Here is a 24,297-nt window from a genome sequence, read left to right as displayed (position 1 = left end):
AGCTCTCACTTCCGCAAAATGAAAATCATGCGAAGCGGGAGCTTTTTTGCTAGCGTTCATATTGAAGGAAAGGAGCAGGTTATGAAAAAGACTGCGGCGCTACTACTGCTTATTGCACTTTGTTTCTACAGTTATGTTATTACGGCTGCGCCAAGTCAAGATCCTTATCTCATCACCGATTACAGCAGGCTGCATCCCGTCAAAGTTGAACGCGTCGTTGAGAGCAAGAAGGAAGAGCAGTTAATTGGCCTGCTAGAAGAGGCAAAGGTGAGAGGGCTTACGGTATCTATCGCCGGTCAGCGTCACAGTCAAGGCGGACATACCTATTACAAAGATGGCATTGTGGTCGATATGACGAGTTACAATCAGATATTGTCCTTTGATCCAGCTGCCAAGCGCATTACCGTTCAGGCCGGGGCGACCTGGGAGGACATCCAGAACAAAATTAACCCGTACGGCCTTGCGGTACGTACGATGCAATCTCAAAATTCGTTTACAGTGGGAGGGTCTATCAGCGTTAACGCGCATGGCAGAGACATCCGTAATGGATCGATGATCAAAAGCGTAGAATCATTCCGGCTGCTGACAGCCGATGGGGTAGTGCGAAACGTTAGCCGGGAGGAAAATGAGGAGCTTTTCCCTTTGGTATTGGGTGGGTTTGGTCTGTTCGGCATCATACTGGACGTCACACTTTTGCTTACGGACGATGAGCTTTACGAAGAGAAGACGATCACGCTGGGTGTGGAAGATTACGTTAATTATTTTCGCGAGCAAGTGATGACTGACCCTGATATTCGCATGCATATTGCCAGATTATCAGTCTCGCCGGAAAGCTTTCTGACCGAAATGTTCGCTAAAAATTACAGTATCGGGCCTCAGACAACGGAGCCGCTTTCAAGCCACAATGAGCTGACGAGACGTGAGCCCTGGGTAGTGCCAGGGAAGCTGCTTTTTAAGGCGAATCGTTCCTTCGATTGAGGCAAGGAGCTGATGTGGAACTTGCAGACTGATTTTTTCACGGAGCAATCGGGTACATACATTAGCCGCAACAACACGATGCGTGCTGCATGGCGGTTTATGGAGTTCAGCGAGCCTGGGAGCAATGATCTGCTGCAAGAATATTTTGTGCCGCTGGATCAGTTTGAGTCTTTCGTCGGCCAGCTCCGCCGGATCGTTAAGGAAGACGGGATGAACCTGCTTAATGTAACGGTTAGATACGTGAACGAGGATGAAGAAGCCGTATTGTCCTATGCGCGCGGGGATAGGCTTGCGTTGGTATGCTTGTTCAACGTCCCCTTGTCAGAGGCTGGGCAGCAGAAAATGAAACAATCGGTGCAAGCCATCGTGGATGAGCTTCTCGCCGTGGGCGGCTCGTATTATTTGCCTTATGCAGGGTTTCCGCGTGTAGAGCAGTTTCAAGCTGCATATCCGAACTATGAGCTTTTCTTCCAGAAGAAACGTCAATATGATCCTGACGGCCTTTTTATGAATTATTTCTATGAGCAATATGGCAATTAAGTGGGGAGGGAGAATGCAGAAATGAAGTTGAGAGGGCTTATTCGCTCGCAAAGTATCGTCACTCTGGCGGCTGGCATGATCTTTCCATATTATTTGCTTTTTTTGAAAAATCTCGGCAACAGCTTCACTAAGTATGGCCTCGCGTTTGCTGTATTCACAATTAGCTCAGCTTTGGTATCGCAATGGGTGGGACAGAAGCTGGACAAGCATAGTTCGCGCATTATGCTGCTCAGCTCGCTTGGGATGATGGCGGCCATGCTGGCTTTTCCATGGGTGATGTCGTACGGATGGGTACTCGTGCTTCAGTTGCTGATGGGTACTCGTGCTTCAGTTGCTGATGGGAACTTGCAGCGCTATGCAGAAAATGAGCGAGAGGGTGCTGCTGGCAGATCTGACAGAGCCGGGTGCTCGCGGCGGCACGATCAGCTCCTATCATTTTTGGACGACGATTGCTTCCGGCTTCGCCGTAATTATCGGAGGTTATGTGATCGATTGGCTTACGATCAACGCGTTATTCTACGCAAGCGCGCTGCTGTATGGAGTCAGCGCCTTGGTGATGCATCGCTCGGTAAGAAAGAGTCAATCGTTGACAGAGATGACGGGAAGCAAGGCTGCGCGGACGATTGGCGCGGAGTAAACATGGTGGTGATAATGTTCAGTTTGCTAACCTGTAGCCTGCATCCCAACGCAGAAAGTAGCAAGTTAGTCGGCCGTAAAAGTAACATTGTCTTCGTATTGTCCGGTTAGAGGGGATAGCGAAGCAAGTCCGCCAAACAGCGAATACAGTTTCGCTGTTGAGATAGCGCAGCGAGGTACGCCACCTACAGCGAAGCGGATTCGCTAAAAGGCCGCAAAAGCGCCTTGTACAGGGAAAATGTCAGCATTTTTCGGCCTGAAAATCGGATTGCGGCGTTCGTTTCCGGTGTAGACTGTGTTATAATGGTTCGAGATATTGAGTATGGAAGAGAAGGACGGGTTGCGAACAATGATTAGTACAAGTGGCATAACGCTTCGCTACGGGAAGCGCGCGCTTTTTGAAGATGTTAGTATTAAGTTTACGCCAGGCAACTGCTACGGTCTAATCGGAGCGAACGGCGCTGGTAAGTCTACGTTTCTGAAAATAATGTCCGGTGAAGTTGAGCAGTCGCATGGCGAAGTGCATATTACACCGGGTGAGCGTCTGGCCGTACTGAAGCAGAACCATTATGAATATGATGAGTTCGCTGTACTGGAGACGGTCATTATGGGTCATAAAGGTCTCTATGACGTCATGAAGGAGAAGGATACGCTTTATGCCAAAGCCGACTTCACTGACGAGGACGGCATGCGTGCAGGCGAGCTAGAAGCGGAATTCGCTGAGATGAACGGCTGGGAAGCGGAGTCGCAAGCGGCGGAGATGCTGAACGGTCTTGGTATTACAACGGAATTGCATGATAAGAAAATGGCGGAGCTTGGCGGCAATGAGAAGGTTCGCGTCCTGCTGGCGCAAGCTTTGTTCGGCGAGCCGAACATTCTGCTCCTCGATGAGCCTACCAACCATTTGGACATTGAATCGATCCGTTGGCTGGAAGATTTCTTGTCCCGCTATGAAGGCACTGTTGTCGTAGTCAGCCATGACAGGCACTTCCTGAATACGGTATGTACGCACATTGCGGACATCGACTTCGGCAAAATCCAGATGTATGTCGGCAACTACGACTTCTGGTATGAGTCGAGCCAACTGGCGCTTCAATTGCAGCGCGGCGAGAACAAGAAGAAGGAAGACAAGATTAAGGAGCTGCAGGCGTTTGTTCAACGCTTTAGCGCCAATAAATCGAAGTCTAAGCAAGCGACTTCCCGTAAGAAGTTGCTCGATAAAATTACGCTTGACGACATTCGTCCGTCGAACCGTAAATATCCGTTCATTCTGTTCAAAGGCGAGCGCGAAGCAGGTAAATCGCTGCTGCTCGTTGAAGGGTTGACGAAATCGATTGACGGCGAAAAGGTAATCGACAACTTAACGCTGACGATCAACAAAGGCGACAAAATCGCTTTCGTTGGACCAAACGGCCTTCCGAAGACGGCATTGTTCCAGTTGCTTATGGGCGAGTTGGAGCCTGATGCCGGTTCGTACCAATGGGGCGTCACGACGACCCAAGGCTATTTCCCGAAAGATAACTCACCATACTTCGATGGTATCGATATGAACCTGGTGGAGTGGCTGCGTCAATATTCGAAAGATCCGGACGAAACGTTCATTCGCGGTTTCCTTGGCCGTATGCTGTTCTCGGGCGACGATGCGATGAAGAAAGCAAGCGTATTGTCCGGCGGCGAGAAAGTCCGCTGCATGTTGTCCAAAATCATGCTCAGCGGCGCGAATACGTTCATTCTCGACGAGCCTACCAACCACTTGGATCTCGAATCCATTACAGCGTTGAACAACGGTCTGACCGATACGGACTGTACCGTACTGTTCACTTCGCATGACCATCAGTTCGTACAGACGATTGCGAACCGCATCATGGAAATTACGCCTAACGGCCTGATTGACCGGATGATGACTTACGATGAATACCTCGAGAGTGATGAAGTTAAAGCGCTCCGCGAGCGTATGTACGCTGTCTAAAAATAGCAGCAATAAGAAAGAGGCTTGGCATCGCGCCAAGCCTCTTTCTTATTACCCTTAGTCGGAGTCTATACCTTGAAGCGGCCAATCAGCATCTTTAAATGCTGGGACATTAACCGTATAGATTCGGAAGAGGCGCTGACCTCCTGCATGGCTTGCAGCTGTGTATCAGAGGAAGCGGCAATCTCTTTAAATTGATCGGCAAATTGCCGGGAGATACTCTCCATATCTTCCACTGACGCTGATACTTCCTCTGACCCTGCAGAGAGCTGCTCGGATGCAGCGGATACGTCATGCAGTCTTGCATTAATCGTCTCCAGACCGCTTCGAATGACGAGGAAAGAATCACCGGCCTGCTTTACGGTATTCATGCCTGCTTGTATATCTTGCGTGCTTGCCTTCATCGTTACAGACAGCTCGGCCGTTTGCCGGACTACCGCTTCAATCAGCTCGGCCACCTGCTTGGACGATTGCTCCGATTGATAGGCAAGCTTGCGCACCTCCTCGGCTACAACCGTAAAGCCGCGTCCATTCTCACCTGCTCTGGCTGCTTCAATGCCGGCATTGAGCGCCAGCAAATTCGTCTGTGTTGCGATACCCGCCATCATGGAGACGATTCCGCTAATTTGCTCAGAGTAGCCCTCCAAAGCAAGGGCGACATTCGCTGCTTTGCCAGATGATACGTGAATGGCTTCCATCCGATCCGCCGCTGCTGTAATGAATGCCGAGCCTTCGGAGGCTTTGTCGGTTGTCTGCTGTGATACATCGGCAACGACAGCTGCAGCTTGTGCGATATGCTGCATGCTGCTCGTAATCTCTTCCATAGCCGAGGCAACCTCCGTCGAACGCAGCACCTGCCCGGCTGCCCCTCGTGACGCCTCCTGGATGCTGACAGAGATGGCTGTGCTTGCTCCAGCAGTCTCTCCAGCATGAAGCGAGACGCCTTCCGCTGTCGCCAGCAGCTTGCTTGAGCTGTCGCTAATGCCTTGAATAACCGTTCTCGTATCGAAGACGAGCTGCTGGAAGGCACCGGCAAGCTGTCCAATCTCATCGCGGCGTTTAACATCTGGCATATTAACCAATGTAAGATCACCGTCGCCGACCTTCGCAACCTGCGCTTTCAGTTTTTTCAGCGGATTGGTCAAGTAGCGCGCCAACGCGTATATAAGCAGCATACTGGCAAGCAGAATGGCCAGCGAGATCCAAATCATATTGGTCCGGCTCGACTCCATAAGATCATAAATGGGGGTCGCATCCAGATCGGCGCCGATGACACCGATTAGCGAGCCATCGCCAGCTAGAATAGGTACATAGGCCGAAATCGTTGCTCCATAGTCGTCGTTAGTCAGATCACCAATTTGTGTCTTTCCTTCCGCGAAGGCACGAATCATCCCTTTATAGGGATTCTCTTCTATAGTGCCAATGGGTGAAAAATCATCTTCGGCAACGTCTGACGGCGCGCCGTCCACGACATAATAATAGCCCTCTTGCTCGCTATAACCGAGCGTATATAAATATTTCAAGCCGTTTGCTGCCCGTACTTCATTTAATTGCTGTCTCAATTGATTGTAGTAAGCGGTTTCACCTGAATTGGGACTAAGCTCGGCGTATGCATCTGTAGAAATCAGTGTTAGCGCCCGTTCAGCGACGGCCTTCGCTTGCAAGCCCATTGAATCCTCGACCAGCTTGGTAGAAGAATGATAGATCGTTAAGCCAAGTACCGCCCCTCCAAGAAGCAGAATGCCGGAAAAAAAGACAAACATTTTCGTGACCAAATGGTTCATGAACATGAAACAACCCTCTTTATGTATAGAGCGTGAATAAAGCTGCGAGTCATATTATACCATTTTTGAGAAGCAGACACGTGGAGTATTTTTACGAAAGTGTTGCATTTATGCATAAAAGCATGACTGAGGTAAACACTGTTTCTCTAGACCCACTCGATTTCGGTCGGTTATGATACCGTTATAAATGATATGGAAATGAGGGAAGAAAACTGGTTCAATACGAGGATATTAAGCAGGGCGAGAAAGGGGCTTGGGTTAGCATCACGGCCTATCTTGTCCTATCAGCGTTGAAGCTGGGGGCAGGTTATTGGTTCGTCTCCGGGGCTCTCGTTGCGGACGGGTTCAATAACCTGACAGATATCGTAGCCTCTGTTGCCGTATTAATCGGCCTCCGAATTTCACAAAAGCCGCCGGACAGGGATCATCCCTATGGACATTTCAGGGCGGAGACAATTGCAGCGCTTATCGCTTCCTTCATTATGGCGACTGTCGGCATTCAGGTGCTGATTAGCGCAATAGGCGACCTGATTTCTGGCAAGGGGCATGTACCTTCACTGATAACCGCCTGGGTTGCGCTGTTTGCTGCCATCTGCATGGCGGGGGTATATATGTATAACAGACGGCTGGCTAAGCGGATCAACAACCACGCGCTTATGGCTGCAGCCAAGGATAATCTATCCGATGCTCTGGTTAGTATCGGGGCCGCAATCGGCATCATTGGCGCGCAGTTTGGCTTGCCTTGGCTGGACCCGGTTGCTGCGATTGCTGTAGGCTGTATTATTTGCAGAACGGCCTGGGGAATTTTCTATAGCTCGACACATGCGTTGACGGATGGATTCGATGCAAATGAGCTTTCGTCGTTGCGGACAACGGTGGAGAGTACTGCGGGGGTTGAGTCGATCAAAGATATTAAAGCCCGCGTACACGGCAGCAACGTATTAATCGACGTGATTGTGCAAGTAAATCCGCAGCTTTCTCTCATTGAGAGCCACCGGATCAGTGACGAGATTGAGAAGCGTCTGGAGCGGAGAAGCAACATTATGAGTGTTCATGTACATGTGGAGCCTTTAGAACTGCCCAAAAGCTAAGAGTCGGCGAAAAAGTTGCAGATTTACGACCTTGAACAGACATGTAAATGTTGGTAACTATACCAGCCGCAGAATAAATTGGTACTAAAGGCTCAGTCATCCATGGCAAGCTTATCCTTGTTGTAATCTTAACGGAAAATTTGCTGCAAATGCAGTGAAGGCAACGGGTTCCGTATATTCCGATTTAGAAGCGTTCCTCTCTGAGGAACGTTTCTTGGCGTTTATTTACAGTTGTCCTCTGAAACCTTGTGCCTAGATGGGCGAAAGCGCCAATTAGGAACATCGGTCGATGCTTGAAGAGCAGGTCGATTCTACAATGGGGACAGCGGCATGTAAGAAGGCCGCAAACAAGGAGGCGTACAACTATGAACAACAGGATTCGGGCAAAGCTCGTAACGACAACTTTATCAGCTGCGTTATTGCTGAGCGCTGTCTCGGCTTCAATCCCGGCTGCATGGAACGCACAAACGGCTTCGGCCGCAGCTAGCACTACAGTATCGGCAGGACAAGCTTTAATCAAGGCTTCCGTTTCTTTCCGGACAGCCCCTTCAACGTCGGCATCGCGCATTAAATATTTGAAAGCAGGCGAGCTGGTATCTGTGATTTCCCAGCCGAACAGCTATTGGTATCAAGTGCGGGATTCGAGCGGTACAACCGGCTATGTCAGCTCGCAGGATCAATATATTACAGTAGGCTCCGTTCCATCTGGCGGGGGCACCACTAACCCGGCTAATCCGGGCTCCGGCAGCGGCTCTGTGCCATCCTCAGCCTCTTCTGTTGAAAAGGTTATTGCAGCAGGATTACGTTATCTGGGGACGCCATACGAATACGGCTCTGACCGCAATACTACAACGACTTTTGACTGCTCGGACTTTGTCCGGCAAGCGTTTATTGACGGAGTAGGCCTTAAGCTTCCTGCGGATTCGCGCGGACAAGGCAGTTATGTGAAAAACAAAGGCAATGCAGTGACCGACTGGCGGAAGCTGAAACGCGGCGATATTATGTTCTTTATGTCCTATAAAGGAACGAAAGCATCTGCCTATGCCGGAGTGAACAAGTCGACGGCAGCCATTTCCCACGACGGTATCTACTTGGGAGACGGTAAAATTCTACATACGTATTCCAAAGAGAGCGGCGGTGTTACGATTAGCAGCATCGAGGGAACACACTGGGAATATCGTTTCCTGTACGGTGGAAGCGCGCTTAATTAATTAGAAAAGGGATGTGCCCGCAAATGAGGCACATCCCTTTTGTTCATTATAACGACTAGTGGAATTTACGCAGTGATTCCAGAAACTTATTGCCTGTAATTTTCGGAGATCCGGCATTAATGCGGAATACTTCATCTGATCCGGCTTTGTTGATGCCTGGCCGTGTCGTGAAGAACAAGGAGACGCCTTGCTCCTTCTGGAGCTTTTTCACCGTAGAATTGAAGGAACCGAACGGAAAAGCGATCATTTGGTATTTGTTGTCCAGCTCATCCTTCAGCTTGCCTTCAATTAAGGAAATATCCTCTTTGACTCTGGCGATATATTCCGCTTTTGTCTCCAGACGTTTTTTGTCCTTCAAATAAATGCGGTTGCTCAGCATTGGCCCTTTTTTGCTGCCGCTTTCGTTTAACTCCGCGTAATTATGCAGATCGTAAGTATGGCTGTAAAAGCTGAAGCCTTCTTCTTTGAGCTTGCGCATCGTATCCCAGGACAAGTGCTTCGTGTGTACGTTTTGTTTGTCGCTGCTTGCGCCGATGATAAAATGAGTAGCTGTAAAATTATACTTTTTCATAATCGGAACAGCATACTGGTTGAAGCTTTCATAACCATCGTCAAACGTAATGACAACCGCATTGTCGGGAACCGTTCGCTTCTTCTGCATGAAATCAGCGAACTGCTCCACACTGATAACGTTATAGCCATTTTCTTTCAGCAGCTTCATATGCGTGCCAAAACGGCTTGGCGAAATGGTGGCTCCGCTTTCTTTGGTATCAATGTGATGGTACATCAGCACGATGACCTTGTTCTTGTAGTAGGAAGAGGAAGCATTCAGCTGACTGGCAGATACCGGCCAGACGATTGCAAGTGCAATAACTAAAAGTGCAGCAATAGCTTTCATTTTCAAAAGTAATCCCTCGCTATCGTGAAATATGTAAACCTAGGCGTCCAGCTGCCTTTCCGTTATGGAAGGAGAAGCAGGTTGTTTCTTCGGCTTCGGAAGATTTCCGAAGATAACCCATGAGAATGGGATGAAACGGGCGACAAGTGAGACGACAATCCACGATGCAATAAGAGCGAGCAGGAAGCCTCCCAAATACCATAAGTGCAGTAACCAGGCCGTGCCCGTATGCAGCGGATAAAGCCGGTATACGAGCAAGAAGAACGGATGAATCAAATAGATGCCGAATGATAGAGCGCCAAGTCTTGCAAGCAGCTGAGGCAGCTTGAACGGCAGCTTCCGGTATAAAAGATGAGCGAGCTGCAGCAGGACAAGCGCCGTAAGCAATGCGTGTATGTTCCAGATCAGGTCAAACAGCGTCGTATTCGCTGTGTAGATATGTTTGCGGTTCAAATAATAGATATAGACGTGCGATAGTCCCGCCGCCAGCCAGAGAGCCCACAGCGATAGCCATACGATAACGCGTCCAGCTGTTGCATTTTCCTTCGCCATAACAATCCAGGCTTTCAGCTTCGGATAATAGATGCCGAGAGCTGCGCCAAGCAAGTAGTAGGAGAAGTAGGCAAGCGCCCAGCTGCCCCGGTTCGGAACAGGCGTCTCAAGCACATACTTGTTCATAAGAATGAATGCCCATTGAATCAGAATGCCGGCTGGAATCGCCAGCTTGACGAGTATGGGAAACTTCTTCATCAACCATAGGAAAAGCGGAAACAGTATGTAAAATTGAATGCTTATGTATACAAAATAGAGATGCGTATATGCTTTGCCGGTTATGACCTTGCTCCAAAAGCTCTCTAGTGTTGCGGATAACGAGCGGTCCGGATAATAGAGATAATGCAGGACGGCAAAGTAAAATACTGAAAATACTAGATATGGAATGATTATGTAAAGCAATCGTTTTTTGTAAAACCCACCTATTAGTTTACCTGTCAATGGACGTGAATAATAGTTGTAAAATAAGACAAAGCTGCTTAAAAAGATAAAGGTTGTCGTTCCGAACTTCATAAAAATATTAAAGAAGTTATAAAGGAAAAAATAGTTGGAATTGACCATATCAATCGTGGCGAAAGAGGTCGAGTGGACCGAAAGCACACCAATGATCGCAATTGCCCGGACGAGCTGCAGTTCAGGAATGTTCTCCTTTTTTTGCAAAGCGGCACTAGCCATTAGTCAGGCACACCTTCTTCAGTTTAATTAGAATTATGAATCTAGCAACCTAGCCATTATAGTATAAACGTCCTCCTTGGCACAATATGTATTAAAATCCCAAACATGAGCAATTAGCTTCCATCCCTTGCGGGGTAAGGGAAGCCAATTGCTTCAGGTTGGAAAAAAATTTTCCAATTGATTAAAAAGCAGGTTTAATCACGTGTTTTTCGTCTAGCGACACCGCTTTGTCTAGCTGCCTGCATGACCCGCCGGCGAACCTCTTCCACAATACGGGTATTAAAAACGCTTGGGATAATATACAAACGGTTCAACTCATCTTCACCGATTACGGATGCGATCGCTTCTGCTGCCGCCAGCTTCATTTCTTCATTAATAGTAGTGGCTCTGCTGTCCAGCGCTCCCCGAAAAATGCCAGGAAAGCAAAGCACGTTATTAATTTGGTTCGGATAGTCCGAGCGCCCGGTTGCGAATACCGCAACGATATCCTCTACGAGCTCTGGCCGGATCTCGGGCTCCGGATTGGCCATGGCGAATACAATCGGATCGGCGGCCATCGATTCAATATGTGCTCTCGTCAGTATTCCGCCAGCAGATACGCCAATGAATACGTCCGCCTGTTGCATAGCTTCTGCAAGTCCACCGCTTGCACGCTCCGGATTCGTATGCTCTGCATACCATTGCCACATGGGATTGCTATAAGTCCGGTCGGCAGTAAGGATACCTTCCCGGTCAACGCCAACAATATGTTGGGCTCCGCCGGCGAGCAGCATTTTTGTGCAAGCAGTGCCTGCTGCTCCGATACCGCATATGACGATTTTTGCCTCGGACAGGTTGCGATTCGTTAATTTCAGCGCGTTGAGCAGACCAGCGTATAAGACGACGGCTGTTCCATGCTGATCATCGTGAAAGACGGGGATGTCGAGTTCGTCGCGCAGACGCTTCTCGATCTCGAAGCAGCGAGGAGCGGAGATATCCTCCAGATTAATACCGCCAAAAGCTGGCGAGAGCTGCTTGACTGCGGCAATGAGCTGTTCTGTGTCCTGTGTATCGAGACAGATAGGGAAGGCGTCAACGTCAGCGAACTGCTTAAAGAGCATCGCTTTGCCTTCCATAACCGGCATGGCCGCGTAAGGCCCGATATTGCCAAGCCCAAGCACAGCGCTCCCGTCCGAAACGACGGCGACTGTATTGCGCTTAATCGTCAGCGTATAGGCTTTGGACGGGTCCTCATGAATAGCCTGGCACACGCGGGCAACCTCTGGTGTGTAGACACGAGAGAGATCGTCGCGGTTTTGGATAGGTGTTTTGGGCTGGATTGAAATTTTGCCGCCCAGATGAAGCAGGAAGGTGCGGTCGGATAAATGCTGAAGCCGTACGCCAGGCACCTCCTGAAGCGCTTTGGTTAAGCTTTCCGCTGTACCCGCCGCAGTCGTTTTTACCGTTAAGTCGCGAACGCTATAGTTTTTGTCCGTATGAATAACGTCGATTGCGATTATGTCGCCGCCTGCAGCTTCAATCGCTGTAGCTGCTTTGCCGAATTGGGCCTGCTTCGTATCGATTTCCAGCCGGAGTATGAGTGTCTTGCCATCCATGCTTCGTTCCTTCATGGCGATCCGCTCCCTTGCATTTCATATGGTCTAACTATATCCTATATCCGGCTTTACTATTCGATACCTGATGGAACAGCAGAGGAGGACAGCAATAAAAACACCGTCACTGCATGAGACGCAGGACGGCGTTAGGGCAATTCTTCGGATCATATTGCTGATTGCGCTTCGTAAGAAGCTGACTGCGGTATTGGCCCGAGGTATAAGGCTCTTGAATAAGATTGAACCACTTCTCGACAACGGCAGTGGAATCCAGCATTTCACCAAAGCCGTTCTGTATGAAGTATTCACAGTTTTCTTCCTCTTGGCCGGGAATCGGCTCATAGAACAGCATCGGAATGCCTTTGCTCATGCCTTCTGTGCAAGTCATGCCGCCAGGCTTAGTAACGAGTACATCGGCTGCATCCATTAACTTGCTAATTTCCTTCGTAAAGCCAAGGACGCGGATATTGTCGTGCTGGAACAAGGGATGCGCCAGCATTTTATCACGAACCTTCTCATTATTGCCAACGCAGAAAATGAGCTGGACGGTTTCGCGCCATTTCGTCATATATTCCAGCAGATGATCCTCAATCAGTCCCCAGCCGCCGCCCATTATTAGAACGGTAGGCAAGGCTCGAAGCTGGAACTGCTTGCGAATTTCTTCCTTGTCATAGGTTGTCCAAAAATTAGGGTGGACTGGAATGCCGGTTACCTCAACGCGGTCTGCGGCTACGCCGCGATCCGTCAATTTTTTCTTAACAAGGGAAGTGGACACCAGATATTTGTTGACTTCCTTGTTCACCCAAGAGCCATGTGCATCGTAATCGGTAATGATTGTACATATTTTCAAATCGAGGCCAAGCCGTTTGATTCGGCTGACGACAGCATTCGGTACCGGATGGGTGCAGACGATGAGATCCGGTTTAAGCTGCGTGATAACCTGTGCAGTATGGGTGTAGAACATCCGGTGAAGCGCAAGCTGCGCGAAACGGTTGAGCGATTTTTTATAATTGCTGCGGTACATCATTCCAACCACCTTGGGTTGTTTGCTGACGGTTTTACGATAGGCGGAAATAATTAAAGGCCCTAGTATCGGATTAAGAAAACTGCCCAGCTCAATGACTTTGGTCTGTATATTGTGATCCAGCTGACGCAGGCCTACCGCTAACGCATATGCGGCTTGCGTGTGCCCCGACCCGAACCCCTCGGAGAGAAGGAGCACTCTTTTCTTACGCATAATGTCACCTACTTTTCTAATTCCATATTACGACGCAAGTGAGGTTTACACAAGTTATTCCAACATGCTTTAAGGCAGCCTCTTTCTATTTTATTAGGAAGACCGGGAATTTAAGACTAGCTTGCTTCTTTCAGGAAATTTAATTTATGCTGAAGACAGTAAAAAGAGTTCCTTCAGTTCGATTCTCAGAAGTCTCTTTATTATAGTAATAAGTCGTGAAATCCATGACGTTGTGATCACTGTAAGTATTTTAACACAATTGGAAGGAATAGGTGAAACAAAATGGAGCAGGATATGAAAAAAACGCCGTCCTATGCAGTAGGAGATATTGTACAGGCAGAAGTACGGTCGGGACATTATATCGCCGAAGTGATGGAACTGAACGGCCCTCGTGCGCTGGTGAAAATATTGGCGGTGCTGAAGCATCCGGAGCAGGGAGACCTGCATTCACCGTATAATCCTGATGTGCCGATGTTTCATGAACGAAGGGCACTCAGCTACACGGAAAAAACAACTGTATTGCTTCGCGCATTGTCGGTATACGGACGCAGCACGGTGCCGGATTACAAGCAATCGCTCCTTGCAGCAACGGAATCGGCGGCGGAATCGCTTGATCAGTTGAAGCGGTGGGCGGAAAAAAGTTTAATTTTAATAAAAGAGCTTGAAATGGATTATAACAAGTGATAAACTGAACGCATGAACAAATGACCGTAATGTTATTTTGGTCAGTTTTATAGGAAGGAGGGAATGCAATGGCAGCGGAACGCAAGCCGATCGACCGCAGAAAGCAAATTATAGACGCCGCGTCGAAATCCTTCGCGATGTTCGGCTACAAAGCAACGACGATGGAGCTTGTTGCGAAGCTAGGCGGCGTAGGCAAAGGGACGATCTATACGTTTTTCGCTACGAAAGAAGTGCTGTTCGAAGAAATCGTCAAGCAGATGACGGCCGAAATGAAGGCGATAGCGAATGCTTGCATTGACCGGAAGAAGCCTTTCTTCGAAAACTTGAACCGTGCGCTCCACGGCGTATTGCAGTTCAGAGAACAGCATGAGCTGTTCGTCAAGCTGAACCAAGAGCTATGGGAAGTAAGGACGCCAACGGTTCAGGACGGCTTGGCCCAGATCGAGAGGGCGGTCGTCACCTTTATCGAGCAAGAGGTGCGTATCGGCATTCAGCAAGGCGAGCTGCGCAGCGATAATCCCGAGCTAACCGCTTATTTGATTTTCCGAACCTATATTGCGTTAGCGGTCGAGTGGGGCAGAACGCGTGAGCCATTGAGCAGGGAAGCCGTGAGCGACCATATGACGACGTTGTTCCGGTATGGTTTGAGCGGAGAGCCGGAAGTTACTTAATTGAAGCAAGATGATGACTGTCAGCGATAAGAAAGATATCAATCCTGTAATAAAATGACCGTTTATCGGAGCTCCGGCGGATGACGGTTATTATTTTCGAATGAATTGACCGAATGACTATAATAGTTAAATGGTCAAAAAGGACAAGAGAGATGTTTACGACACGAAGGAGTGGCTGAGATGAAAGGGTTGCGTCAATTCGGCAGCGAGCTGTCTGCCATCATTAAAAACCGTAAAGTGCTTATTCCGGTGATCGCCATATTAATGGTACCGGTGCTTTACAGCGGATTGTTCCTGGGGGCGTTCTGGGACCCGTACAGCAAGATGGATGAATTGCCTGTGGCCGTCGTCAATTCTGATGCAGGCGCTGAATTAAACGGCAAGCAGCTTGCGATCGGCGATCAGTTCATTAATAAGCTGAAGGATAATCCCAGGTTCAAATGGGATTTCGTGGATAAGGAAGCAGCGGAGCAAGGCTTGAGGGATAACCGCTACTACATGGCCATCGAAATTCCGGAGAACTTCTCCGCGCAAGCGGCGACATTGACCTCTGACAAACCTGCACCTGCTGTTATCCGCTATTTACCTAACGAGAGCCTGAACTTCCTCTCGGCGCAAATCGGGAATACAGCCATTGAGACGATGAAAGCGCAGTTGAACAAAGAGGTTACGAAGGAATATGCACGTACCGTATTCGAGCAGGTAACCGTGCTGGCGGACGGTCTAGGCGCGGCTAGCGACGGCGCAACGCAAATTAACGACGGAACATTGAGCGCTAAGGATGGAGCAGCCACGATTGCGGCTAATTTGGCTAAGCTTAGCGACGGTTCCTTAGCTGTTAAGAACGGTGTCAACCAACTGGTTACAGGAAGCTCCGATCTGGAAAAAGGGGCAAAGGATTTGAACAAAGGCATCGGCTCGCTCAGCTCAGGCTTGAATCAGCTGGCAGGTGCAAGCGGCCAGCTGCAGGATGGCGCTGCTAAGGCTGATAAAGGAGCAAAGCAATTGGAGCAGGGACTCAAACAATCAGCTGCCGGCTCTGCACAAGTAGCGGCAGGAGCTGATCAGCTGTCCCATGCGCTTGAGCAGTATGCGGCTGCGGTACCGGGTCTGGCTGACGATGCAAACTTCAAGCAAATGGTAGAGCAAAGCAAGAAGCTGGCTGCAGGCGCCAAAGCTTCGGCGGACGGACAGCAGCAACTGAGCGGCGGAGCTGCTTCGTTGACTGGCGGTCTGGATAAGCTGGCTGCAGGTATGGATACGTTCGGCTCGAAGCTGCAAGAGGCATCGGCCGGCGGGCAGAAACTGGCCGCAGGATCAGGCTCGCTGCAAGCGGGCGCTGCGAAGCTGCATGGCGGCTTGAATCAGCTGTCGGCAGGCGTAGCAACGGTTGCGGACGGCTCCAGCCAGCTCGCTACTGGTGCGAATCAGCTAAGCAGCGGTTTGGTTCAGTTGACGGATGGCACAGGCGAATTATCCAGCAAGCTGAGCGAAGCGGCAAGCAAGACTTCGACGCTTCATGCTGGTGACGATATGTTCGATATGTTTGCTAGTCCGATTGATGTAGAGACTGTTATTCACGACGGCGTTCCGAACTACGGTACCGGTTTTGCACCTTACTTCATTTCGCTTGGCTTGTTTGTCGGTGCCTTGCTGCTGACGATCGTATTTGCAGTAAGAGAGCCGGCTGTTCAACCAGCCAGCGGCTGGAGCTGGTTCGTCAGCAAGCTGCTCGTCATGGCTGGAGTAGGCCTTATTCAAACGGTAATTGTTGATGCAGTATTGTTGTACGGATTGGATCTTCATGTGCAAAATGTAGGACAGTTCTTCTTGTTCAGCTTCATTACAAGCATCACTTTTATGAGCTTAATTCAATTCCTGGTCACGGTATTCGATCAGCCGGGCCGTTTCATCGCCATCGTCGTTCTTATCTTCCAATTGACGACTTCGGCAGGTACGTTCCCGCTGGAATTGATTCCGGGCTGGATGCAGGCATTTAACGCTTGGCTGCCAATGAGCTACACTGTATCGGGCTTTAAAGCGGTCATCTCAAGCGGAGATGCTTCGGTATTGTGGTCAAACACAGGTGTGCTCCTCCTATTCTTTGCTATCTTTAGCTTGCTGACGCTCGCATACTTTGTCATTGTTCATCGCAAGCATGCAGGAAACACAGAATTGACAGCTGCCTGATTATAAAAAACGTCTGGAGTGAATGTTAACTCCAGACGTTTTTTTATGGTGTGGTCAGTTTGCACTGTTTTTCAGATAAATGCATATGAAATCGCTGCAATGTGACAAATGATGCAAACATAACGCTAAATCGTACATGGACGCATCGGGTTGTTTTTATCATAATGGTGTTTAAAAACATTCGAATCGGGCTGCTCAAAGGTATTTTATTTATTGATAAATACCGTTTGCAGCTGGTTCCTGTATACGACCTGAAGACCAAGCGAATCCGACAAGGCGGCTAGCGGCAAATAAGTCTTTCCCGGACTTCCTTTCTCGGCGCTCAAAAATGCTGGCGGACTCTTGAGTTCGGTGCGTTTCCCGTCTATGACAACGTACTTCGATCCGATGGCGAATGACACACGATGCCCATTGTATTCGATACTCGCGGTTTGTGCGGACGAGCTCCAGCTTAGCTTGGCGCCTAGCGCATCTGTGATATCGCGCATGGCGACAAAGGTGCGGCCATCCCGGATAATCGGTTTGGAGGCGTTTGCCGGCAGTTCTTTACCCGATGCGACAATGGAAATAGGCACGTTTGCCGCTCGCGGCCGGACGGTGCGATAGCTTCCCCAGACCGCTTTGGAGAAAGCGCGGCCGATGGCGGTATAGCCTTGGCGGTTGGGATGAACATCTCCGTCTGCAATGGAAGTAAGCTTTGTCTCGCTCCCGAGAAACGGTGCGCTAATATTTACCGCCAGAGCATGGGCACCTTCACTATTCAACCTGTAGACAATGCCATTCAGACGATCATGAAGCTGTCCGAGGCCGGTCAGCAAAAACTGGCGCTGCACTTCAGGGAATAGCGGGATGGTAAACGATCCGACCTTCAAAGGGGCAGGAACAGGCAGATATTGATCCGCTACGGCGATCGTTGCATCTGGATTCAGCTTGACGATTATCCGCAGCGCTGCTTCCAGCTCTTTCTCGTAAGTATTCAGCAGGTCTTCCAGCAGCGCATTCGCTTCATCGATTGGCGATTTTTGCTGGAGCTTGATCATCACGTCAAACAGGTCGTTGCCGCCGATCGTCATGACAATTAAGTCGGCCTGCTTCAGGGAAGTGTTCAGCTCCTTTGTCTGGGAGACAATGTCCTTCGCTCTTGGATCAGGAAGCTTCTTCTGAATATCATCGGGGTTTGCCAGCCGGCCTTCAGCCGCCGCTTGAACGAGCGCGTGCAAGCCTGTTGTCCTTAATCCGAGTAATCCATAATTCGTATAAGCCGTTCGATTGCCAAGAAAGAGAGATTGCTCGAAAAGATGCTCCACGTAGCCGTAAGGAGTCGAATGTTCGGAAAATCCGGATTCGTACCCTGCGGTTATCGAATCGCCAAGAGCGACAATCCGGTAATATCCGCCTTGCTGAGCTGCTTGGTCTGTCGGATTGCCTCCAGCGTAAGCGGTATTGGAAACACCTGTCCAAGCTGCATTTATGAACATGGCACAAGCGAGTAAAAGTGCGGCAGGCCTAATGATTTTATCCCTATATTTTCTATACACTAAGGTCACGTCCTTTGTTAAAATAATTGAAGAAGCAGGTGAATAACCGAACAATAAGGTGCGAACTAAACTTTATCACAATCATAAAAAATATTAAATTGCTTCCGTTTTGGCATGATGATAAGATAAATTACAAGCTGAAATGACAGGATACCGCTCGGGAAAAGGTCAACCCTGGTCGATATTGGCGTAATAATGACATCTTCAATGCAATACGAACAATATCCTTTGTTTGGTAGGAAAAAGTTTGGATTCACGTTGAAAGGCTGAATATTCACGCGATTTCGACAAGGATTATTCACGAACGGCTTGCGGCTCGCCGAAGCGCCTCGCCTGCACCGTTCCACGCAATTGTCAATGAGACCATTTATAGCGCACCGTTCGCTCGATGAAATGGCTTGGTTTCACAATGCTTGCCCAAAAATCTTCTGTAAGAGAGGTAGCACAGGATGAAAGAGAAAATTTTTGGATTACCGCCGAAGCAAGGACTTTATGATCCGCGATTTGAGAAAGACGCATGCGGCATGGGATTTGTAGCAAACATCAAAGGTAAAAAATCGCATACCGTCATTCGCCAAGCGCTTACGCTTCTGGAGAACATGGAGCATCGCGGCGGTCAAGGCAGCGAACCAAACACGGGGGATGGCGCGGGAATTTTGCTTCAAATTCCACATGACTTTTTCGCTCGGGAATTGAAGAAGCAGGAGATTCAACTGCCGCAAGAGGGAGAATATGCCGTTGGCATGCTCTTTATGCCGCAAGATGAGCAAATCCGCAGCGCTTTCGAGCGCGACCTGGAAAACATTATTAAAGAGGAAGGCCAATCGCTAGTGGGCTGGCGTACTGTTCCGACAGACGACGGCAAGCTGGGCGAATCGGCGCTTTCCGTTAAACCATATGTGCGTCAAGTATTTATCGGCAAAAACGAAAGCTTGAAGGATGTTCTTGCTTTTGAACGCAAGCTGTACGTCATCCGCAAACGCGCGGAGCTGGCTATCCGTTATTCCGGCAAGGAAGGCGGAGAGATGTTCTACTTCCCTAGCTTGTCGAGTAAAAAGATCGTTTACAAAGGGATGCTCACGACGGAGCAGGTTCGCTCCTTCTATCAGGAGCTGAACGACGAGTCTGTTGTATCGGCTATGGCGCTCGTTCACTCCCGTTTCAGCACAAACACGTTCCCAAGCTGGGAGCGCGCGCATCCGTTCCATTATTTGATTCACAACGGCGAGATCAACACGCTCCGTGGCAATGTCAACTGGATGCACGCTCGTCAGACGCTGTTCGAAACCGAATTATTCGGTGAGGATATGGACAAAGTGAAGCCGGTTATCAATCCGGACGGTTCGGATACAGCGATGTTCGACAACTCGCTTGAATTCCTGTTCCTCTCGGGCCGCTCGCTGCCGCATGTGGCAATGATGATGGTTCCGGAGCCTTGGTCCAATGATGAAGGCATGGACGATGACAAAAAAGCGTTCTACGAATACCATAGCACGCTCATGGAACCATGGGACGGACCGGCTGCAATGGCAATTACAGACGGCTCGAAAATCTGTGCGTATCTTGACCGGAACGGACTGCGTCCTGCGCGTTACTATGTAACGAAAGATGATCATATCATTCTTGGTTCCGAGGCGGGGACGGTTGAGATTCCGCCGGAAAACATTCTGTACAAAGACCGTTTGCGTCCAGGCAAAATGCTGCTTATCGATACGGAAGAGGGCCGCATTATTCCAGATGAGGAAGTGAAAGCGAAGGTCGCTTTCGAACAGCCTTACCGCGAATGGCTTGATGAGCATCTCGTTGGTCTCGAAGATCTGCCGGACGCTCCGGAGCTGCCAGAATTGGATCACGAGACGGTACAGCAGCGCCAGCAGGCATTTGGCTATACGTTTGAAGATCTTCGCAAAGTGCTGGAGCCGATGGCGAGCAGCGGTCAAGAGCCGATCTCGTCGATGGGTTACGATGCTCCGCTTGCGATATTGTCAGAGCGCCCTCAGCGCTTGTACAACTACTTCAAGCAGCTGTTCGCTCAAGTAACGAATCCGCCGATCGATGCGATCCGTGAAGAAATTATTACAGCTGTCGGCACGACGATTGGACCGGAGCGCAACCTGCTGAAGCCGGAACCCGAAAGCGCGCGCCACATTAAGCTGGATACGCCGATCTTGTCCAACGAGCAGTTCGCGAAGCTGCGTCATGTTCGCCGTGAGGGCTTCAAGTCCATCACACTGCCGATCTTCTTTACGGCGTCCGAGGGTGAAGAGGGACTCCGTTCCGCGCTTGATCTCATGTGCGAGGCGGCAGACCGCGTCATCGACAAGGGCCACAACATTCTGATCTTGTCCGACCGTGGCGTTGACCGTGAAAATGCGGCGATTCCGGCATTGCTTGCCGTATCTGCTTTGCATCACCATCTGATTCGTCAAGGTACACGTACGAAGGTTGCGATCCTGCTTGAATCCGGCGATCCGCGTGAAGTACATCACTACGCGCTGCTTCTTGGCTACGGCGTAAGCGCGGTTAATCCGTACTTGGCGTTTGAATCGCTTGACGATATGATCCGCCAGGGCTTGCTGCGCAATATTTCGCATGAGAAAGCGGTCAAAAACTATATTAAAGCGGCGACGAAGGGCGTAACGAAAGTATTGTCCAAAATGGGCATTTCGACCGTTCAATCGTATCGCGGCGCGCAAATATTTGAAGCGGTTGGCTTGAAAGAAGAGCTGATCGACCAGTACTTCACTTGGACACCATCGCGTATTGGCGGCATCGGTCTTGACGTGATCGCCGAAGAGGCGTTGAAATACCATGACAAAGCGTTCGCTGAGCAAGAGGGCGGCGAGAAAGAACTGGATTCCGGCGGCGAGTATCAATGGCGGAAAGACGGCGAAGAGCATTTGTTCAGCCCGCAAACGATTCATACGCTGCAAATGGCTTCCCGCGCCAATGATTACAAGCTGTACAAGAAGTTTTCGTCCCTCGTACAAGGCGAAGACAAGAAGCATACGATGCTTCGCTCGTTGTTGAAATTCAAGGACGGACTGCAATCCGTTCCGCTTGAGGAAGTTGAGTCGGTAGAATCGATTCTGAAACGGTTCAAGACGGGCGCCATGTCCTTCGGCTCCATCAGCAAGGAAGCGCATGAGAGCCTTGCGATTGCGATGAACCGGATCGGTGGCAAATCGAATACGGGCGAGGGCGGCGAAGATCCGGCGCGCTTCATTCCGGATGCGAACGGCGATTCCCGCCGAAGCTCAATCAAGCAGGTCGCATCGGGCCGGTTTGGCGTAACGAGCAACTACTTGGTCAATGCCGATGAGATCCAGATTAAAATGGCGCAAGGCGCTAAGCCTGGCGAAGGCGGACAGCTGCCTGGCCGTAAGGTTTACCCATGGGTAGCCGAGGTTCGCGGCTCTACGCCTGGCGTAGGTTTGATCTCGCCGCCTCCGCATCATGATATTTATTCGATCGAGGACTTGGCAGAGCTGATCCATGACCTTAAAAACGCGAATCCTCGTGCTCGCATCAACGTGAAGCTCGTATCCGAGGTTGGCGTTGGTACAATCGCTGCAGGTGTTGCAAAAGCACGCGCTGACGTTATTATGGTCAGCGGCTATGATGGTGGTACCGGCGCATCGCCGATGAACTCCATTCGCCATGCTGGTCTGCCGTGGGAGCTGGGTCTTGCTGAGACGCATCAAACGCTGATGATCAACAACCTGCGCGACCGTGTCGTTATCGAGACGGACGGCAAAATGATGAACGGCCGCGACGTTGCAATTGCGGTGCTGCTCGGTGCTGAGGAGTACGGCTTCTCGACGGCTCCGCTCGTTGTACTGGGCTGCGTTATGATGCGTGTCTGCCAGCTGGATACTTGTCCAGTCGGCGTCGCTACGCAAAACCCTGAGCTTCGTGCGAAGTTCATGGGCGATCCGAGTCATGTCGTGAACTACTTGAAATTCGTTGCAGCAGAGCTTCGTGAAATTATGGCAGAGCTTGGCTTCCGTACCATTCAAGAGATGGTGGGACGCGTTGACGTTCTTGAGACGAAGCAGCTTCTGAACCATTACAAAGCGAAGGGTCTGGATCTTTCGCCGCTGCTTCACCAGCCTGAAGTGCCGCAAGATGCTGCTCGCCATAATGTGCAACAGCAGAACCACGGCCTGGAGCTGTCACTCGACATGCAGCAGCTCGTTCCTGCAGCGCAATCGGCGCTGGAAAGCGGCGAGCGTGTGCGCGGCTCGTTCGCGATCTGCAACACGAACCGCGTTGTTGGTACGGTGCTTGGCAGCGAAGTAACACGCCGCTACGGCGCGAAAGGACTGCCTGAGGATACGATCTCGTTCCATTTTGTCGGCTCTGCCGGCCAAAGCTTTGGCGCATTCGTACCGAAAGGCATTACGCTCTCGCTTGAAGGCGACTCCAATGACTACGTCGGCAAAGGTCTTTCCGGCGGCAAGCTCATCGTTGCTCCATCGCCGAAAGCGACTTTCATCGCTGAAGACAACGTCATTATCGGCAACACGGCGCTTTATGGCGGTACGGATGGCGAAGCTTACATCCGTGGTATTGCCGGCGAACGCTTTGCTGTCCGTAACAGCGGCGTTAAAGTCGTGGTAGAAGGCGTGGGCGACCATGGCTGCGAATACATGACAGGCGGCCGCGTCGTTGTACTCGGCAGCACGGGACGCAACTTTGCAGCCGGTATGTCCGGCGGTATTGCTTACGTCTATGACGAGCACGGTGAGTTCTACAAAAACTGCAACATCGAAATGGTGCTGCTGGAGCGCGTAGAAGAAGAGGCAGACGTTGCTGAACTCAAAGGCTTGCTTGAGAAGCATGTTCAATATACAGAGAGCGGACTCGCATCCCGCGTACTGAACGATTGGGACACTTCGCTTAATAAATTTGTCAAAGTTATTCCGAAGGATTACAAGAAAATGCTGGAGCATATCCGCAAAGCCGAAGATTCCGGCCTCGCAGACGACGCAGCGCTTCTCGCCGCGTTCGAAGCCAGCATGAAAGAGCTCGCCCGTACAGGCGGCTAATGAATCTAAAAAAGAAGGACTGTCCCGTGTGCCGGGACAGTCCTTCTTTGCGTTAGAAGGGCAGTAAAGCGCTCTGGGGCGGTATAGCGGGGGCGCAAGCTAGTATGCAGCGAAAGGGATGAGGACAAGTGCTGGTGACAAAACTAAACGTATGCTTTTTGCGCAGGGCATTGCTTCAAAACGTACGCATATCTTATGCGACTCATGCGGCCCATAACGTGCTTGATTAACTCTATTCGCACCCATTTAATTATTTTATATTTTTAATTGCTAACAGTGCTCGTGCATCGGATAGTACGTTCAAGCTATTACCTATGCATATAGACCGACCGATGTATAACTTGCTATTTTCTTAACAACAGTGCTCTTACGCCGGATGGTGCATTTAAGGTGTTACCTCTGTATATCCGCAAAATGTAAAACTAACTAATCTGATATAGACTGTTCATGCTATCGATTATTCACCTCTAGCTGCTGGTGTAATTGTCGCCTGGTAACTAAAGAATAAAACTTCGCTATTAACTTCAACTTTTTCTCTATATTCTAGCCTTTTGTTGGATTTAAGCTGATTTTGGGCAATTAAGTACAATTTTATCTTTATTGCGAAATCAAATTCCGCCCAAGTGAACTTTCTTACACTAAGCCAACGAAATTTGAATTCGATTAGGACATAGAGAAATTCCATGCTGATTTAGCGAAATTATGAGCGGTAGATTGCTTAATGATAGTTGTGGAGGATTTTTAGTGGAGCCGAAGGAAGGAGCTTCACAAGCTTTTCATAGTGTGAGAGCGGAGCGTGCGAGTTCAGTCTGACTTTTCGAAGATTCTCTCCATCTAGTTCGCATAGGCGAACGATAAGATGGAATCAAGAACGGCAGAATGAACCGTGACGCGCAGCGCTCACATGCTCTTGAACAGCGATGTGGGGGAGGCATTTTGCGCAGTGAAGAAGTGTGAGAGCGGAGCGTGCGAGTTCAGTCTGACTTTTCGAAGATTCTCT

General features: G+C 49.8%; 14 protein-coding genes and 1 pseudogene. 9 read left to right on the top strand and 6 right to left on the bottom strand.

Going from position 1 to position 24,297, the window contains the following annotated elements:
* Positions 1–81: 81 nt before the first annotated feature.
* From TY10_RS16840 to TY10_RS16830, 3 genes and pseudogenes are all read left to right on the top strand, one after another.
* Positions 82–1,518 (top strand): annotated as a pseudogene (locus TY10_RS16840) (FAD-binding oxidoreductase).
* Positions 1,519–1,873: 355 nt separating this feature from the next.
* A complete protein-coding gene (locus TY10_RS31650; RefSeq protein ID WP_063510445.1) occupies positions 1,874–2,155 on the top strand; it encodes a hypothetical protein in 282 nt (93 codons plus the stop codon).
* A gap of 348 nt (positions 2,156–2,503) precedes the next feature.
* Entirely contained in the window at positions 2,504–4,123 is a 1,620-nt protein-coding gene (locus TY10_RS16830; protein WP_042165873.1) for an ABC-F family ATP-binding cassette domain-containing protein, read from the top strand.
* A 68-nt stretch (positions 4,124–4,191) separates the two neighbouring features.
* Here the strand turns inward: TY10_RS16830 and TY10_RS16825 are convergent, their stop codons facing one another.
* A complete protein-coding gene (locus TY10_RS16825; protein WP_238327725.1) occupies positions 4,192–5,913 on the bottom strand; it encodes a methyl-accepting chemotaxis protein in 1,722 nt (573 codons plus the stop codon).
* 206 nt (positions 5,914–6,119) lie between these two features.
* On the opposite strand from TY10_RS16825, the gene TY10_RS16820 reads away from it, so the two are divergent.
* Together TY10_RS16820 and TY10_RS16815 are read left to right on the top strand one after the other, a co-directional pair.
* On the top strand, positions 6,120–6,998 hold the full coding sequence (locus TY10_RS16820; RefSeq protein ID WP_042165871.1) for a cation diffusion facilitator family transporter: 879 nt from the start codon (positions 6,120–6,122) through the stop codon (positions 6,996–6,998).
* A 365-nt stretch (positions 6,999–7,363) separates the two neighbouring features.
* Positions 7,364–8,209 carry a C40 family peptidase gene (locus TY10_RS16815; RefSeq protein ID WP_042165868.1) on the top strand — a complete coding sequence of 282 codons (846 nt, stop codon included), beginning with the start codon at positions 7,364–7,366 and terminating at the stop codon, positions 8,207–8,209.
* Between the two features lie 55 nt (positions 8,210–8,264).
* Here the strand turns inward: TY10_RS16815 and TY10_RS16810 are convergent, their stop codons facing one another.
* The 4 genes from TY10_RS16810 to TY10_RS16795 form a co-directional block, all read right to left on the bottom strand.
* Positions 8,265–9,107, bottom strand: a complete 843-nt coding sequence (locus TY10_RS16810) for a polysaccharide deacetylase family protein (protein ID WP_052350599.1) — start codon at positions 9,105–9,107, stop codon at positions 8,265–8,267.
* A gap of 39 nt (positions 9,108–9,146) precedes the next feature.
* On the bottom strand, positions 9,147–10,334 hold the full coding sequence (locus TY10_RS16805; protein WP_042165867.1) for an acyltransferase: 1,188 nt from the start codon (positions 10,332–10,334) through the stop codon (positions 9,147–9,149).
* Between the two features lie 194 nt (positions 10,335–10,528).
* A complete protein-coding gene (locus TY10_RS16800) occupies positions 10,529–11,944 on the bottom strand; it encodes an NAD-dependent malic enzyme (protein WP_042165863.1) in 1,416 nt (471 codons plus the stop codon).
* Positions 11,945–12,050: 106 nt separating this feature from the next.
* On the bottom strand, positions 12,051–13,163 hold the full coding sequence (locus TY10_RS16795; protein ID WP_042165861.1) for an MGDG synthase family glycosyltransferase: 1,113 nt from the start codon (positions 13,161–13,163) through the stop codon (positions 12,051–12,053).
* 282 nt (positions 13,164–13,445) lie between these two features.
* Between TY10_RS16795 and kapB the strand changes: the two genes are divergently transcribed.
* The 3 genes from kapB to TY10_RS16780 all read left to right on the top strand — a co-directional run bounded on the left by kapB (position 13,446) and on the right by TY10_RS16780 (position 16,708).
* Positions 13,446–13,847 (top strand): kinase-associated lipoprotein B, encoded by a 402-nt coding sequence (gene kapB / locus TY10_RS16790; protein ID WP_238327723.1) that lies wholly within the window; start codon positions 13,446–13,448, stop codon positions 13,845–13,847.
* Between the two features lie 68 nt (positions 13,848–13,915).
* A complete protein-coding gene (locus TY10_RS16785) occupies positions 13,916–14,518 on the top strand; it encodes a TetR/AcrR family transcriptional regulator (RefSeq protein WP_042165858.1) in 603 nt (200 codons plus the stop codon).
* A gap of 180 nt (positions 14,519–14,698) precedes the next feature.
* On the top strand, positions 14,699–16,708 hold the full coding sequence (locus TY10_RS16780) for a YhgE/Pip domain-containing protein (RefSeq protein WP_042165856.1): 2,010 nt from the start codon (positions 14,699–14,701) through the stop codon (positions 16,706–16,708).
* Between the two features lie 206 nt (positions 16,709–16,914).
* On the opposite strand, the gene TY10_RS16775 is transcribed toward TY10_RS16780, so the two are convergent.
* The gene (locus TY10_RS16775) at positions 16,915–18,246 is read right to left on the bottom strand and encodes a stalk domain-containing protein (RefSeq protein ID WP_155985921.1); all 1,332 of its coding nucleotides are present in this window, start codon (positions 18,244–18,246) and stop codon (positions 16,915–16,917) included.
* 449 nt (positions 18,247–18,695) lie between these two features.
* Between TY10_RS16775 and gltB the strand changes: the two genes are divergently transcribed.
* Positions 18,696–23,297, top strand: coding sequence for a glutamate synthase large subunit (gene gltB, locus TY10_RS16770; RefSeq protein ID WP_042165852.1), 4,602 nt, complete (start codon positions 18,696–18,698; stop codon positions 23,295–23,297).
* The last annotated feature ends 1,000 nt before the right edge of the window (positions 23,298–24,297 follow it).

Source organism: Paenibacillus gorillae (genome assembly GCF_000513275.1).
Taxonomy (GTDB): Bacteria; Bacillota; Bacilli; order Paenibacillales; family Paenibacillaceae; genus Pristimantibacillus; species Pristimantibacillus gorillae.
This window is presented reverse-complemented; position numbering and strand designations above follow the sequence as displayed.

Excerpts from the sequence above, each read along its gene's own strand:
- TY10_RS31650 (WP_063510445.1), top strand. The coding sequence starts at position 1,874 with ATGCAGAAAATGAGCGAGAGGGTGCTGCTGGCAGATCTGACAGAGCCG.
- TY10_RS16830 (WP_042165873.1), top strand. The coding sequence starts at position 2,504 with ATGATTAGTACAAGTGGCATAACGCTTCGCTACGGGAAGCGCGCGCTT.
- TY10_RS16825 (WP_238327725.1), bottom strand. The coding sequence starts at position 5,913 with ATGTTCATGAACCATTTGGTCACGAAAATGTTTGTCTTTTTTTCCGGC.
- TY10_RS16815 (WP_042165868.1), top strand. The coding sequence starts at position 7,364 with ATGAACAACAGGATTCGGGCAAAGCTCGTAACGACAACTTTATCAGCT.
- TY10_RS16810 (WP_052350599.1), bottom strand. The coding sequence starts at position 9,107 with ATGAAAGCTATTGCTGCACTTTTAGTTATTGCACTTGCAATCGTCTGG.
- TY10_RS16805 (WP_042165867.1), bottom strand. The coding sequence starts at position 10,334 with ATGGCTAGTGCCGCTTTGCAAAAAAAGGAGAACATTCCTGAACTGCAG.
- TY10_RS16800 (WP_042165863.1), bottom strand. The coding sequence starts at position 11,944 with ATGAAGGAACGAAGCATGGATGGCAAGACACTCATACTCCGGCTGGAA.
- TY10_RS16795 (WP_042165861.1), bottom strand. The coding sequence starts at position 13,163 with ATGCGTAAGAAAAGAGTGCTCCTTCTCTCCGAGGGGTTCGGGTCGGGG.
- kapB (WP_238327723.1), top strand. The coding sequence starts at position 13,446 with ATGGAGCAGGATATGAAAAAAACGCCGTCCTATGCAGTAGGAGATATT.
- TY10_RS16785 (WP_042165858.1), top strand. The coding sequence starts at position 13,916 with ATGGCAGCGGAACGCAAGCCGATCGACCGCAGAAAGCAAATTATAGAC.
- TY10_RS16780 (WP_042165856.1), top strand. The coding sequence starts at position 14,699 with ATGAAAGGGTTGCGTCAATTCGGCAGCGAGCTGTCTGCCATCATTAAA.
- gltB (WP_042165852.1), top strand. The coding sequence starts at position 18,696 with ATGAAAGAGAAAATTTTTGGATTACCGCCGAAGCAAGGACTTTATGAT.